Genomic DNA, 13,697 nt, shown 5'->3' on the forward strand with positions numbered 1-13,697 from the left:
CGGCTTGCCTTAGGGTTTGGGCATGAATCCAGATCAAACCGACCAATCTAGAATTGATCAGCCCAGCGGCGAAATCGTGCAGTCCAGCTTGCCGGAGCAGCACCCAGACGTGGTGGAGGTGCCTGAAAGCGACCCCCAAAACGAGACGCCCACCGACACCGCCGCCAAGTTGCAGCAGCATGCCGCCAGCGCCACCGAACTGATTCCCAGTGACGAAGACGGCTGAGTCCGGCATCTAAGTCGTCAAAGAAAAAGAGCGTTTGGGAGGACTGGCTGAGTGTGCTTCTAACTTAGCCAGCCCTTTTCACAAATGCTTTAAAGTTCCGCCGCCCAAATCGCCTCTGGGCTTTCACGATGCCGGATGACTTGCCACGCGCCGTCCCACAGCACTTCGGCGGGGCGCGGACGGCTCAGATAATTGCTGCTCATGGCCGCGCCATAAGCGCCCGCTTCCAGCAGAGCCAGCACGCCGCCGCGCTGTGGTGTGGGGAGCGGCACGTCGTGGGCCAAGACATCACCGCTTTCGCAGGCGGGGCCAGCCAGGTCATACGGCTTGGTCTGGTCGCCTTGCCACAGCGCTCTAATCGGCTGAACCGCGCCGTAGAGCATGGGCCGAATCAGCTCGGTCATGCCAGCGTCCAGCAAAACAAAATTGCGGCCTGTCTGCTTGCTTCCCACCACGGTGCTTAGCAGCACGCCCGCTCCCGCCACCAAGTATCGGCCCGGCTCGGCCCACAGCTGTGCGCCGAACACCTCAGCCGCTTGCCGAGCTTGTCCGGCGATGCCGTGCAGGTCAGCGTCCAAGCTCCACCCGCCGCCCACGTCCAGCACTTCCAATTCACCCACGCTGGGGCGCAACTCACTGAGTTTGGCGAAGGCCGCCGCGAAGTCGCCCGCGTCGCGGATGGCGCTGCCGATATGCACATGCAGGCCGCGTGCGGTGTGGCCCGCCGCTTTCAGTGCGTCTAGTACGGCGGGAACCTCGCTGAGCGGCACGCCGAATTTGCTGCTCCCCGCGCCGGTGGCGAGGTGGTCGTGGGTGCTGACGTTCAGCGCCGGATTGACCCTGACGAGCGCCCTTGAACTTGGCGGCAACAGCGCGACTTCCTCGCCCCGGTCCACTATAAAGGTCGCGCCCAAACGGCCACCTTCGGCGTATTCCTCATCCGATTTGGCGGGGCCGTTGACCAGAATGTGTTCGCCGGACGCGCCCGCCTTGACTGCCCGCGCCAGTTCCCCGGCGCTGACACATTCAAAGCCCACGCCCGCCGAGCAAAAGCGCCGCAGCAAACTGAGATTCGGATTGGCTTTCATGGCATAAAAAATTCGGGTGTCGGTGAAGGCTGCCCGCACACCTGCCAGCGCGGCGTCCAACTCGGCGGCGTCGTAGACATACAGCGGCGTGCCGAAGCGCTGGGCGGCTTCCAAAAGTTGGGTGTCGTTGAGCATGCCGCACAGTGTAGCCAGTGGCGGCGTCACTGTCGCTCAACTCACCCCAACCTGTCAGCCATCCTGTTACACTTCAAAGTTATGACGGCTACGGCAAAACGGACAACTCAGGGCATCAAGCCGGGCGGACGGGTGCTGTGCGCCATGTCCGGCGGCGTGGACAGCAGCGTAAGCGCCGCGCTGCTTAAAGAACAGGGCTTTGCGGTGATCGGCGCGATGATGCGTTTCTGGCCCGACGACAAACGCAGCGACACCTTCGACACCTGCTGCTCACCCGACGCCGCCTACGAAGCCCGCCGCGTGGCCGAGCAAGTCGGCGTGCCCTTTTACCTGCTGGACTACCGCGAGCAGTTTCAGCGCCACATCGTCGGCCCCTTTCTGGCCGAATACGCGGCTGGGCGCACGCCGAATCCCTGCGTCAATTGCAACACCAAAGTCAAATTCGACGAGCTGGTCAAAAAGGCCAAGATGCTCGGCTGCGATTATGTGGCAACCGGCCACTATGTCAAACGCGTCGAGGAAGAAAGCGGCGCAGTGGCTTTTCACCGGGGCGACGACCCGCGCAAAGACCAGACCTACTTTTTGTGGGGCACGCCGCGCGACGCTTTGCCGTACATCCTTTTTCCGGTGGGCGAAATGGAAAAGCCCCGCGTGCGCGAGATTGCCGAGCAGCACGGCTTACTGACCGCCAAAAAGCCCGAAAGTCAGAATATCTGCTTCGTGCCGGGCACTGTCAAAGACTTCGTGGCCGAATACGTGCCCCAAAAGCTCGGCCAGATGCGCGACATCCGTACGGGCGAAGTGGTGGGCGAACACCTCGGTACCCAGTTTTACACCTTGGGCCAGAAGAAAGGGCTGGGCCTGTTTCAGTCGCACCTCGTCCGGCACGTGGTTTACCTGGACGTAGACAGCAACACCGTCTGGGTCGGTGAATACGAGGACTGCTTGTGGAAAGGGCTAAAGGCGCTGACGCCCAATTACCTGATCGACCTCACCGACTTGCCGAGTGAAGTGGACGTGCAGGTGCGCTACCGTGCCGTGCCGGTCAAGGCCCGCGTGCTGGACGCTGACGAACACGGCTTTGAATTGGAATTTGACGAACCCCAGTTTGCGGTGGCTCCCGGCCAGAGCGCCGTGCTGTACGCGGGGCCCAAGCTGCTGGGCGGCGGGCTGATTGCCGATCACGTGCGGGTTTTGCCTGTTTGATTTGCGTTTGGGTTAGCGCTTTGGCTTCTTTGCTTTCGCGTTAGCTGCCCCCTCCCCGGTGGTGAGGGGGAGTGAGTCGCTGCGCTCGACACTGTGTCTGCGCGGCGTGACTTGTGGGCATTTCCTCCCGCGTTCTCCACGGCTGGGGCTTCGGTTGCGTTCTGACCGCCACGTTCTGTATCTGTTTAGCTCGGAATGTTGGAAGGGGAAGGTTGACTCCAAAAAGAGAATGAATCAGGTTTTCTGTTCCCCACCCTTGAGAGGGAGGCTGGGTGGGGGTGAACTGCAAAAGCCCTCTCAGCGTCAATTTTTGGCCATCGCTTTTTTAAAATCTGCATCAATCGCCAGCACAACTACATAAGGATTACCTTCTTCATTCTTGAATGATCTGAGCGCATCCTTTTGGTCAAGTTCGAGTGTCCTAGATAAGTATTCTAGGAAATGCTGGTACTTCAGAATGTTTCCAAAATTCTGGCTCTCGGCTTTGTCATGTGACTTGATATGATGATGAGTGAAAGCAAATTGGCAGCCATCCAGAAAGGCAATTGCTTATTCATAGCTGCCATCAAGCGCATATAAATATGGCCTTTCCATAAGAGTTTCAAAAAAATCGACCGATCTCGTTTCTTCTGGCAGACTCGTCAGTTCTCCGCAATAATGCTAGGCTAGTTGTTTAATTTCAGTCTTCCCGATTCAGCACGCCTTTACCCAATTCCTCTTTTGGAATATTCACGTCAAAAAGCGCTTGGACAAATTCACGGCTGTCGAACGGTTGCAAATCTTCCTGGCCCTCGCCCACGCCAATGAACTTGATCGGCACGCCGAGTTCGCGCACGATCGGCACCACGATGCCGCCTTTGGAGGTGCCGTCTAATTTGGTGACGATCACGCCGGTCAGCGTGATGGCTTCGTGGAACTTCTTGGCTTGCTGGAGGCCGTTTTGTCCGGTCACGGCGTCAAGCACCAGCCAGATTTCGTGCGGCTCGCCGGGGTCGGCTTTGTCGATGACGCGGCGCACTTTTTTGAGTTCTTCCATCAAGTTGTGCTTGTTGTGCAGGCGTCCAGCGGTGTCCACGAACAGCAGATCAAAGTCTCTGGCTTTGCGGGCGTTCGCGCCGTCGTAAGCCACCGCCGCCGGGTCGCCGCCGTCCACGCCCTGCACCACCGGAATGCCCAGCCGCTCGCCCCAGACGCCGAGTTGCGCTCCAGCGGCGGCGCGGAAGGTGTCGCCCGCCGCGAACATCACCCGCTTGCCGCGCGATTGGTAGTAGCGGCCCAGCTTGGCGATGGTGGTGGTCTTGCCCACGCCGTTGACGCCGATCACCATAATGACCTTGCCTTGTGGATCAACTGTGCTGCGCTTGGCGTCAGGGTTAAAGCCGAATTTGCGAAACTGTGCCCGCTTGGCGTCGGGTTCGAGTTGCAAGGTCATGGCTTCCATCAACGCTTCTTGGAGGTTGGATTTGGAGCTGTTCTTGACATCTTCCAAGATTTCTTCGGTGGCGGCGCGGCCCACGTCGGCAGCGATCAGGGCGTATTCGAGGTCTTCGAGCGTTTCAATGCGGTTGGTGAACACGTCTTTGAGATCGGTGCCCAGAAAACCGGAGGATTGGTTGAGCTGCTGACGGGTCTTGCTCAGGCCGTCACGCAGGCGATTAAGCCATGACATGCCGTCAGTCTAGCGTCCCGGTTGCGGGCAAAACAGGAGCGGTGTCGAGCAGGAGGGGGCAGTAGGGGATTGACCGCTCCCGCCGCTTATCAAGCTGAGATCATCGGTTGGAGCCAAAGATGAGGACTCTCACACCCCTTCGGTCATCTGCCCGTCACCTGGATTGGGCAAACTGAGGCCTATGACCCGTACCCGTTTCCTGTTTCCGCTGCTGGCCCTGGCGCTCGGTACGTCCAGCTTCGTGGCCGCCGCGCCCACACCGCTGACCGGCACCTTCGCTCAAGCTGCACCGGCCACCCCAACAACTGCCGCGCCCGACAACAGCGTGCCGATTGGCGGCTACAGTCTGGTGTCACTCACTGAAAATGGCCAAACCACTGCTCCGGGCAGCGCCGCCGTGCGCCCCACCCTCGACTTCGACGGCAAACGGGTGTCGGGTTCCAGTGGCTGCAACAGCTTTGGCGCTTCGTATGTGGCCCGCCAAAAAGTCCTGCGCTTTGGCGCTCTGGCCAGCACGCTGCGGGCCTGTCCCGATTATGTCGACGGCCTGGAAGCTCAGTTTCTTAAACTTCTGCGCGGCGTCAACCGCTTCGAACTCAGCGGAATGAGCGGCAACCAAACCCTGACTCTCTTTTCGGGCAGCAACGACCGGATGGTGTTCGCGCAAAACATCGGCGCAGGCGAGGTGGCCAGCGTGGGCATTCGCAGCAAATACGACGGCACTTGGACGCTGAATCGCCCGCCCGCCGGACTGCGACTGTCAAGCGACACCCGCCCGACGCAGTTTACGCTTAAGGGCTCGGACATCAGCGGCTTTGACGGCTGCAATCAGTTCAGCGGCAAGCTCAATATCTCCAGTGGCCGCTTGACGTTTGTTGGCCCCGTGATGTCCACTAAAGTCTTTTGCCCGCCGCAGGAAGCCAACCTCGTGCCGCTGCTGACGGTGGGCGCTGCCGCCGCCGTGCAGGGCAAGACCCTGACCCTGACCGATGTCAACGGCGGTCAGTGGGTGCTGAGCAAGCCGTAAAACCAACCTCTTTACCAATCGTCTAAACGGGCCGCGTCTTTGATATCGCGGCTCTTAGTTTGCTTTCATAACCCTGTTAACATCACAATCTAGACTCGGCTATGATTCCCGACTTGCCCAACCCTGCCGAGATAGACGGCGAAGCCAGAAGCGGCATGAGTTACCGGATTTTCGGCACCATCCAGCCCACTTTGATCGTGGATATGGACAGCCGTCACGGGATGTTCAGCGACGCGGGCGGCATGTCGTGGATGAGCGCCACCGTCGAGATGAACACCGGCCTCAACAGCGGCGGTGGGGGCGGACTGCTGTCGGGTTTGGCGCGGATGGTCGGCGGCGGCACGCTGTTTTTGGTGCAGTTCACCACCCGCAGCGAAGGCCAGATCGCGTTTGCCACCGACTTTCCCGGCAAGATCGTGCCGCTCGATCTGGCGGCGGGCGAGAGCATCATCATGCACAAGCACGCTTTTTTGGCGGCGGAAGCGGGCGTTACCTTGGCCGTGACCTTCACCCGCCGCTTTGGTGCGGGCTTGGTCGGCGGTGACGGTTTCGTGCTGCAAAGCGTGACCGGCCCCGGCATGGCTTTTGCCGAGCTGGACGGCGACGCCATCGAATACCACCTCAGCGCGGGCGAAATCCTGCTGGTCGAACCCGGCCACGTTGCCATGTTCGATCAGAGCGTCACCTTCGACGTGCAGATGGTCAAGGGACTGCGCAATATCATCTTTTCCGGTGAGGCGCTGTTTTTTGCTCGACTGAGCGGGCCGGGGCGGGTCTGGCTCAACAGCATGTCGGCCAGCAAAGTGGCTCACCGGATCGGGGAATATTTGCCTAAGGGCAGCTAAACACAACAACGTTTATCTTTATGGAGACCGAGCGGAGCGGGCAGGCCCGAGAGGTGCTGTTTTGCCCAAGGAGCGGGCAGGCGTCCTTGTGGGCGTCCGCTCTGCCCAAGCCGCGAAATCTCGAAACGGCAGGGTGGCCGTGCTCAGTGTGGGGTTTAACACTTTGTCTGGAGCCGAGTTGCGCCCAAACTGCTGGGCGGACTAGGATATAAGCGCGTTCTTCTTTTGTGCAGTGCCCCTTTTGTGTTTCCCGATCCTTCTCACCTTTGTTGTCCGCTCGGCCGCGCCGTTTTTGGCCAAGTCAGACGTTTGGAGATGTGTGCAATATATCGTTCATAAACCGAGAATTGGCCTTTTTATCGACACTCAAAACCTCTACCACTCGGCCCGGGACCTTGCCGAGCGCACCGTCAACTTTGAAACGCTCCTCGACATCGCTGCCCGTGACCGCGAACTGGTTCACGCCATCGCTTATACCGTAGAAAAAGATGGTGACAGCACGTCTAGGCCCTTCATCTACAAGCTTTCGGCACTGGGTTACAAGGTTCGGCGTATGACGCTGAGTCTGCACCACGTCACCGAAACCGGCAAGGCCATCTGGGAAGGCAACTGGGATATGGGTATGGTGGCCGATATGGTGCGGCTCTCGGATTATTTGGACATCATGGTGTTGGGCAGTGGCGACGGCGACTTCACCGACATCGTGGAACTCCTGCAAGAACGCGGCAAACGGGTCGAAGTGATCGCCTTCCGCGAGCATACCGCCCAAAAATTGATCGACGCCGCCGATAGATTCATTCATTTGCCCGACGTCGAAGAAGCGTTGATGCCCGCCCGCCTTCCCAAGCCCGCTCTACCTTAAATCGTGTCCACGCTTCGTGACGCTGACGCGGTGCTGGCGCGGCTGAATTTCGACTTGCCGCCCGAGCGTATTGCCCAAACCGGGGCCGAGCCGCGTGACAGCAGCAAACTGATGGTGGTGGGCGCGGAGATTCAGCACTGCATTTTCAGCGAGTTGCCCGACTTGCTGCGCTCCGGTGACGTGTTGGTGTTCAACCAGTCGCGGGTGATTCCGGCCCGTGTGATGGCCCGCAAGCCTGTAGTCAATGGGCAGGGTGGCGGTCAAATCGAAGTCTTGCTGCTGCGCGAAGAAGAGACGAATCTTTGGAGCGCTTACCTCAAGCCCGCCCGCCGCGCCGGGAACGAGTTGTATTTGGGCGAACACAGAGCAGAAGTCGTCGGCGTGCTGGACGACGGCGCACGGTTGCTGCGCTTCGAATCCGATCTCAAGCCGCACCTGGATGAGATTGGGCGCTTGCCTTTGCCGCCCTACATTCACGCGGGCGAAGACGATTCGGTATGGCGTGAGCGCTACCAGACTGTCTATGCCCGCGTGAATGGCAGCGTGGCCGCGCCGACAGCGGGCCTGCATTTCACGCCGGAGCTGTTGGCCCGCTTGGACGAGCGCGGCATTGAACGCGCTTATGTGACGCTGCACGTCGGGGCCGGAACTTTCAAGCCGATTCAGGGTTCGGTGGCCGACCACACCATGCACGCCGAGCGCTATTCGGTGAGCACCGAGACGGCCCAGATCATCAACCGTGCTAAAGCCGGGGGGCAGCGGGTGGTGGCGGTGGGAACGACGACGGTTCGCACATTAGAGAGCGCTTGGGACGGCCAACAGGTTCAGCCGGGCGAGGGCGATACCCGCATTTTCATCACGCCGGGTACGCCGGTCAACGTGCCCGATCTGCTGATTACCAATTTGCATTTGCCGGGTAGCACCCTGCTCCTGCTCGTCTCGGCGTTCGCGGGTGAGCAGCGCATCAAAGCGGCTTACGACGCAGCTTTAGCGGGCGATTACCGCTTCTACAGCTTGGGTGACGCGATGCTGCTGGAAAATCAGCGCTGATTCAGGCTCTCATTTCCCGCCGTAACCCCACCCGCGCCCGCTCCCTGACAAACCCCATTCGCTCATTGATCGCCAGCATCGGCGTATTTCCGGTGTGGTTGGTGGTGTTGGCCGCCCCGTAGCCCCGCGCTTTGGCCTGCGCCGCCGCCGTGAGTTTGAGCAGCCAACCCCCGCCGAGGCCGCGCCACTCGCGGCGCACGCCGGTCAAGCCCTGGTGGAGGGTGCTTAATTTTGAAGGGTCAGGCCGGTACAACTCACTGACGCCGATCCATTCTCCCTCGGGGCTGAGCAGCATGAAAAACCCCCGCACGTCAAACTCGGGCGCGTCCAGAATGCGGCTTTTCCACGTCTCAAACGGCCAAGGCGTGATCGGCTCGGCAAACGGCACTTCCGAGAGAAGGTGAATCATCAAAGTGTAGAGGCGGCGCTGCTCACTTTCGCTGCTTAGATCGGCCACTTCAGAAATTGGCAATGCCCTCAGCCCCGCTCGCCTGGCCCGCTCGGTGTGGTGCTGGAAATCAGTGGGGGAGAAGGTCTGCAAATCCAGCGTGCTGGTCCACATCCGCTCGTATTCGGCAAAGCCCTGCGCTTCAAGAAAGGCCATCTGCCACTCGCCTTCCCGCACGGTGGCCAGCACCACTTGCGCGTCTGGCGGCAACTGAGTCTCGGCGCGGCTCAGCAAGGCTTGGGGGAGCTCGCCGCCTTGCCAATCAGGATGCACGCTGAGGCTCAGGGCGTACCAACCGGCTTTGTCGTGCGACCTCGGCACTTGCGTCTCGGCCACGCCAACCAGTTGACCGTCCACGTGGGCCAGCGTCAGCGCGTGGTGTTGCCCAGCGGAGCGTTGTTCGTCGAAGCGGCGAAGGTGGTCGGCAGTTTCGTTCTTGTTTTCGGCCAGCCCCAGGAACGCAGCCAACTCGCCGTACAGTTGGTCACTCAGGAGCGGCTGAGGGTGCAGGACTTCCCAGATCACGTCAGATTCCATAGCCCAGTCTGCCGAATTTGGATGGCGGCGGCATCTGCCATTTGGCGCAGCAGACCTAAGCTGCCCCTCAAATGAACTGCCCCGTCAAGCTCCGCTCACAGGCCTTCAAGCCGCTCGGCGGCCCTTCATACAGCACCTCGCCGCCCGCGCTGCCGCCTTCGGGGCCGAGGTCGATGATCCAATCGGCCTGCCGAATCACGTCCAAATGATGCTCGATCAGAATCACCGTGTTGCCGCTGTCCACCAAGCGGTCAATCAAGCGCATCAGCATTCCGATGTCCGATAAATGCAGGCCGGTGGTGGGTTCGTCCATCACGTAGACACTGCCTTTTTTGTGCAGTTCGCCCGCCAGCTTGAGGCGCTGGCCCTCGCCGCCCGATACGGTGCTGAGCGGCTGCCCCAGTTTCAAATAACTCAGGCCCACATCGTTCATGGCCTGAATGACCGAGCGCACCTTCTTTTCGGTAAAAAAGGCCAGCGCTTCCTCGGCGGTCATCTCCAGCACGTCAGCAATCGACTTTCCGCGCAGGTGGTAGGTCAGTACCTCCTCCTTAAAGCGCTTGCCCTCGCAGACTTCACACACCGAGGTCATGCCTTCCATAAAAGCCAGATCGGTGTAAATCACGCCCAAGCCGCTGCATTCGGGGCAACTGCCCTCACTGTTGAAGCTGAACAGCGACGGGCTGACTTTGTTGGCGGCGGCAAACGCTTTGCGGATGTCGTCCATGATGCCGGTGTACGTCGCCGGAGCCGAGCGGCTGTTGGCGGTTACGCGCGACTGATCGATCACCACCGCGCCCAAGTGCTGCGTCAAAAATACCTCGTTGATCAGCGAACTCTTGCCCGAACCGGCCACGCCCGTGATGACGCTCAGCACGCCCGTCGGAATGTTCACCGTCACGTTTTTGAGGTTGTGCAGGTTGGCGTCTTTGATACTCAGGTTGCCTGTGGGTTGGCGCACCTTCTCTTTGACTGGCAAGTGCTGGCTCAAAAATTGTCCGGTCAGCGTGTCGGCGTGCTGAAGGTCGGCGTAACTGCCCTCGAACACCACCTGCCCGCCGTGTGTGCCTGCTCCCGGCCCGATGTCGACGATATGGTCGGCCACCGCGATCACGTCGGGGTCGTGCTCTACCACCAGCACGGTGTTGCCTTTGTCGCGCAATTTTTGCAGCAGGCCGTTGAGGCGGGCCACGTCTCTTGCGTGCAGGCCTACGCTGGGTTCGTCGAGGATATACAGCATCTCGGTCAGGCTGTTGCCGAGGTGCCGGATCATCTTGAGGCGTTGCGACTCGCCGCCCGACAGCGTGGATGTCTCGCGGCTCAGGCTCAAATACCCCAGTCCGATGTCGCAGAGGTGTTGCAAGCGTTCGACCAGTTTACCCGCCACCCGCGCCGCCGCTGGGTCACTCAAGGTCTTCAAAAACTGAATGAGTTCGCCAATTTCCAAATCCGACAACTCGGCGATGTTGCGCCCGTCTATTCGGCAAGCCAGCGCTGCTTCGTTCAGCCGTGCGCCGTGACACACTGGACACGTCTGCGAGGTGGTAAATGCCTCGAACACCGCTTTGCTGCGGGCCGACATGGCTGCCGCGTCTTTTTTGAGGTACATGCGGGCAAAGCGCTCGATCAGGCCCTCATATTTCAAGTTGAAATCGGTGAAGGCGACTTTGTGATTGTCCGCGCCGTACAGCAAAAGCTTCAATTCTTCGGGGCTGTACTCGTCAACCGGTTTGTCATTGTCAAAAAATCCGGACTGCGCGTAAGTCTTCCAAGTCCAGTGGCTCCCGACCTTGAAATCGGGATGCAAAATCGCGCCGCCGTTCAGCGACAAAGAGCGGTCTAGAAACCTCTCCAAGTCAAGCTGGGTGATTTTGCCGATGCCCTCGCATTCGGGGCACATACCCTGCGGCGTGTTGAAAGAAAAAGCGAAAGCTGGCCCGGCGGAGGGCTGCCCGAAGCGCGAAAAAAGGAGTCTCAGCGGCGCGGCGATGTCGGTGTAGGTGCCGGCTGTGGATCGCGAGCCGCCGCCGACCCGCTTCTGGTCAATGATAATCGGGGCGTTGAGGTGCTCGATTCGGTCGACGTCGGCCTGGCCGTAGTGCGGCAAAAAGCCCTGCACGAAAGCGGTAAACGTTTCGTTGAGCTGGCGCTGCGCCTCGGCGGCAACCGTGTCGAACACCAGCGACGACTTGCCGGAACCCGATACGCCGATAAACACCGTGATTTTATTTTTGGGAATGCGCAGCGAAATGTCTTTGAGGTTGTTTTCACGTGCGCCGTAAATTTCGATGAAGTCGCGAGTGGGTTGGATGGTCATGGTTGGCCTCCTAGACTTCAGATTCCCTGAAAAGAAGATGAAAATTGTTTAGGGTGAGCTTTAATTTCTCTTCATGTCTTTCCTTCTGAAGAAACCCTCAAGGTGGATATTCCGGTTTGTTTTGTCTCTTAGTTGACGCTGTTTATACTCGCTGCATGACTCAATCCAGCCCTATCAAGACAGACAATCCTCTGCTCAACCTCGGTTTTGAAATTCCCTTTGACCGAATTAAGCCCGAACACGCTGAACCGGCGGTAGACATCTTGATCGCCAAGTGCCGCGAGGATTTGGAGCGGGCCGCTCAGGCCCCCAAGCGCCAGTTCGCGGGCTTTTTACAGGAACTCGACACCTTGGGCCAGCAACTCGCGGCGGTGCAAACGGTGGTCGGCCACCTCAACGGCGTCATTTCCAGCGACGAGTGGCGGGCGGCCAACGAAGCGATCTTGCCCAAAGTCAGCGCCTTTTTCACCGAGTTGGGTCTGCATCCGGGGTTGTGGGCGGCCATGAAGGCTTATCAGCAGGGTGCGGACGCTCAGCAGCTCAGCTCCGAATGGACGCGCTTTTTGACTTTAGAGGTGGACGCCTTTCGCCGCAACGGAGCCGACTTGGGCGACGCGGGCAAGCAGCGCCTGACCGAAATCAATGTCAGCTTGGCTGAAATCACCAACCAGTACGGCAAAAATGTAATGGACGGCATCAAAGCCTACGAGTTGTACGTCGGCCCAGAGCGCATGGCGGGCGTGCCGCAGCGCCTCAAAGACGCCACTGCCGCAGACGCCGAAGCGCACGGGAAGGCCGGAATGCACCGCCTGACCCTCCACACGCCGGTGTACGGCCCCGTCATCACTTACGCCGATGACCGCAGCCTGCGCGAAGAACTGATGCGGGCCAATAACCTAGTGGGCGTCGGTGAAGGGCGCGATAACCGCGAACTGTTGCCGCAGATTTTGCGCCTGCGCCGTGAACGGGCCGCGTTGCTGGGCTTTGAGAACTTTGCCGACCTAGTGACCGCTGATCGGATGTCCGGCAGCGCTCAGGCGGCCATCCAATTTGAGCACGATTTAGAAGGGCGCACCCGCCCCTTTTTTGACGAGGAAAACCGCGAGCTGCTGGCTTATTACCGTCAAAAAGCTGGCGAGGACGCACCGGAAATGGCGGCCTGGGACGCTTCTTACTGGGCCGAGAAATTGCGTCAGGAGCGCTACGACTTCGACGCCGAAGTGCTGCGCCCCTACTTTCCGATGGAGCAGGTGCTCTCGGGCATGTTCGAGATTACCCGGCGGGTCTTCGGCATCACGGTCAAGGAAGCGCAGGCGGCGGGCTGGCATGAAGAAGTCAAGTACTACGACATCTTCAATGAAGCCGGAGAGCACATCGCCAGCTTTTACACCGATTGGTTCCCCCGTGACAGCAAACGTGGCGGCGCGTGGATGAACGCCCTGTATACCGGCGGCCCCCGCGAAGACGGTTTCGCTCCGCATTTGGGCCTGATGTGCGGCAACCTCAACCCGCCGAGCGGTGATACGCCTTCACTGCTGAGTCTGGGCGAGGTGGAAACGGTCTTTCACGAGTTCGGCCACCTGCTCCACCACGCCCTTGCCCGCGTGCCGGTGCAGTCGCTGAGCGGCACCAAAGTGGCCTGGGATTTCGTGGAATTGCCCTCGCAGATCATGGAAAACTGGGTCTGGACGCCGGAAGGCCTTGAGCTGATCGCCAAGCATTACCAAACTGGCGAAGGCTTGCCGGACGCGCTCTACCAAAAGATGCTGGCCGCCCGCAATTTCCGCGCCGGGGGGATGGCGATGCGGCAGTACAGCTTTGCCACGGTTGATCTGGCGCTGCACGTCGAGTACGACGAAGCGCAGGGCGATCCGCTGGACTTTGCCCGCACCTTGATGAACCGCTACACCTTTTTGCCGCTGCCGGAAAGCAACTTCATAACCCAGTTCGGTCACCTGTTCTCCAGTCCGGTGGGCTATGCGGGCGGCTATTACAGCTACAAGTGGGCCGAAGTGCTCGACGCCGACGCCTTTTCCCGCTTCGAAAACGAAGGCGTCTTCAACCGGCAAACCGGGCGCGAATACGTGGATAAGCTGCTTTCACGCGGCGGCAGCGTGGAGCCCGCTCAGCTTTACCGCGACTTTATGGGGCGCGACCCCGACCCTGAAGCGCTGCTGCGGCGCAGTGGACTGAGCAAACAGTGAGCCAATAAGTCTGAGCCAGAACTGACCGGGTGGGAAGAATGGGGGTGTTCAGTTTTTGTGACACTCCCGCCTTCACTTCTGAC

General features: G+C 59.9%; 11 protein-coding genes. 7 read left to right on the plus strand and 4 right to left on the minus strand.

Translation table 11 applies throughout. From position 1 onward, the window contains the following. Positions 1 to 22: 22 nt before the first annotated feature. The gene (locus FNU79_RS10370; RefSeq protein WP_143720781.1) at positions 23 to 226 is read left to right on the plus strand and encodes a hypothetical protein; all 204 of its coding nucleotides are present in this window, start codon (positions 23 to 25) and stop codon (positions 224 to 226) included. Between the two features lie 89 nt (positions 227 to 315). Here the strand turns inward: FNU79_RS10370 and lysA are convergent, their stop codons facing one another. Further along, positions 316 to 1,449: a diaminopimelate decarboxylase gene (lysA, locus tag FNU79_RS10375; RefSeq protein ID WP_143720782.1), complete on the minus strand. Its 1,134-nt coding sequence runs from the start codon at positions 1,447 to 1,449 to the stop codon at positions 316 to 318. Between the two features lie 81 nt (positions 1,450 to 1,530). Between lysA and mnmA the strand changes: the two genes are divergently transcribed. Continuing rightward, complete coding sequence (gene mnmA, locus FNU79_RS10380) at positions 1,531 to 2,655, plus strand: tRNA 2-thiouridine(34) synthase MnmA (RefSeq protein ID WP_143720783.1); 1,125 nt, start codon at positions 1,531 to 1,533, stop codon at positions 2,653 to 2,655. A gap of 679 nt (positions 2,656 to 3,334) precedes the next feature. On the opposite strand, the gene ftsY is transcribed toward mnmA, so the two are convergent. Next, complete coding sequence (gene ftsY, locus FNU79_RS10385) at positions 3,335 to 4,324, minus strand: signal recognition particle-docking protein FtsY (RefSeq protein WP_143720784.1); 990 nt, start codon at positions 4,322 to 4,324, stop codon at positions 3,335 to 3,337. A gap of 181 nt (positions 4,325 to 4,505) precedes the next feature. On the opposite strand from ftsY, the gene FNU79_RS10390 reads away from it, so the two are divergent. The 4 genes from FNU79_RS10390 to queA all read left to right on the plus strand — a co-directional run bounded on the left by FNU79_RS10390 (position 4,506) and on the right by queA (position 8,108). Then, complete coding sequence (locus FNU79_RS10390) at positions 4,506 to 5,351, plus strand: META domain-containing protein (protein WP_143720785.1); 846 nt, start codon at positions 4,506 to 4,508, stop codon at positions 5,349 to 5,351. Between the two features lie 101 nt (positions 5,352 to 5,452). Next, entirely contained in the window at positions 5,453 to 6,196 is a 744-nt protein-coding gene (locus FNU79_RS10395; RefSeq protein ID WP_206431588.1) for an AIM24 family protein, read from the plus strand. A gap of 319 nt (positions 6,197 to 6,515) precedes the next feature. Next, the gene (locus FNU79_RS10400) at positions 6,516 to 7,058 is read left to right on the plus strand and encodes a LabA-like NYN domain-containing protein (protein ID WP_143720786.1); all 543 of its coding nucleotides are present in this window, start codon (positions 6,516 to 6,518) and stop codon (positions 7,056 to 7,058) included. 3 nt (positions 7,059 to 7,061) lie between these two features. Further along, positions 7,062 to 8,108 carry a tRNA preQ1(34) S-adenosylmethionine ribosyltransferase-isomerase QueA gene (queA, locus tag FNU79_RS10405; RefSeq protein ID WP_225430016.1) on the plus strand — a complete coding sequence of 349 codons (1,047 nt, stop codon included), beginning with the start codon at positions 7,062 to 7,064 and terminating at the stop codon, positions 8,106 to 8,108. A 1-nt stretch (position 8,109) separates the two neighbouring features. On the opposite strand, the gene FNU79_RS10410 is transcribed toward queA, so the two are convergent. Further along, entirely contained in the window at positions 8,110 to 9,093 is a 984-nt protein-coding gene (locus FNU79_RS10410) for a GNAT family N-acetyltransferase (protein ID WP_143720788.1), read from the minus strand. Positions 9,094 to 9,160: 67 nt separating this feature from the next. After that, positions 9,161 to 11,410, minus strand: a complete 2,250-nt coding sequence (locus tag FNU79_RS10415; protein ID WP_143720789.1) for an ATP-binding cassette domain-containing protein — start codon at positions 11,408 to 11,410, stop codon at positions 9,161 to 9,163. A gap of 155 nt (positions 11,411 to 11,565) precedes the next feature. Between FNU79_RS10415 and FNU79_RS10420 the strand changes: the two genes are divergently transcribed. After that, positions 11,566 to 13,614 (plus strand): M3 family metallopeptidase, encoded by a 2,049-nt coding sequence (locus FNU79_RS10420; protein ID WP_143720790.1) that lies wholly within the window; start codon positions 11,566 to 11,568, stop codon positions 13,612 to 13,614. The last annotated feature ends 83 nt before the right edge of the window (positions 13,615 to 13,697 follow it).

It is taken from the genome of Deinococcus detaillensis (genome assembly GCF_007280555.1).
GTDB lineage: Bacteria > Deinococcota > Deinococci > Deinococcales > Deinococcaceae > Deinococcus > Deinococcus detaillensis.

Coding starts and splice junctions, on each gene's coding strand:
- FNU79_RS10370 (WP_143720781.1), top strand. CDS start 23: ATGAATCCAGATCAAACCGACCAATCTAGAATTGATCAGCCCAGCGGC.
- lysA (WP_143720782.1), bottom strand. CDS start 1,449: ATGCTCAACGACACCCAACTTTTGGAAGCCGCCCAGCGCTTCGGCACG.
- mnmA (WP_143720783.1), top strand. CDS start 1,531: ATGACGGCTACGGCAAAACGGACAACTCAGGGCATCAAGCCGGGCGGA.
- ftsY (WP_143720784.1), bottom strand. CDS start 4,324: ATGTCATGGCTTAATCGCCTGCGTGACGGCCTGAGCAAGACCCGTCAG.
- FNU79_RS10390 (WP_143720785.1), top strand. CDS start 4,506: ATGACCCGTACCCGTTTCCTGTTTCCGCTGCTGGCCCTGGCGCTCGGT.
- FNU79_RS10395 (WP_206431588.1), top strand. CDS start 5,453: ATGATTCCCGACTTGCCCAACCCTGCCGAGATAGACGGCGAAGCCAGA.
- FNU79_RS10410 (WP_143720788.1), bottom strand. CDS start 9,093: ATGGAATCTGACGTGATCTGGGAAGTCCTGCACCCTCAGCCGCTCCTG.
- FNU79_RS10415 (WP_143720789.1), bottom strand. CDS start 11,410: ATGACCATCCAACCCACTCGCGACTTCATCGAAATTTACGGCGCACGT.
- FNU79_RS10420 (WP_143720790.1), top strand. CDS start 11,566: ATGACTCAATCCAGCCCTATCAAGACAGACAATCCTCTGCTCAACCTC.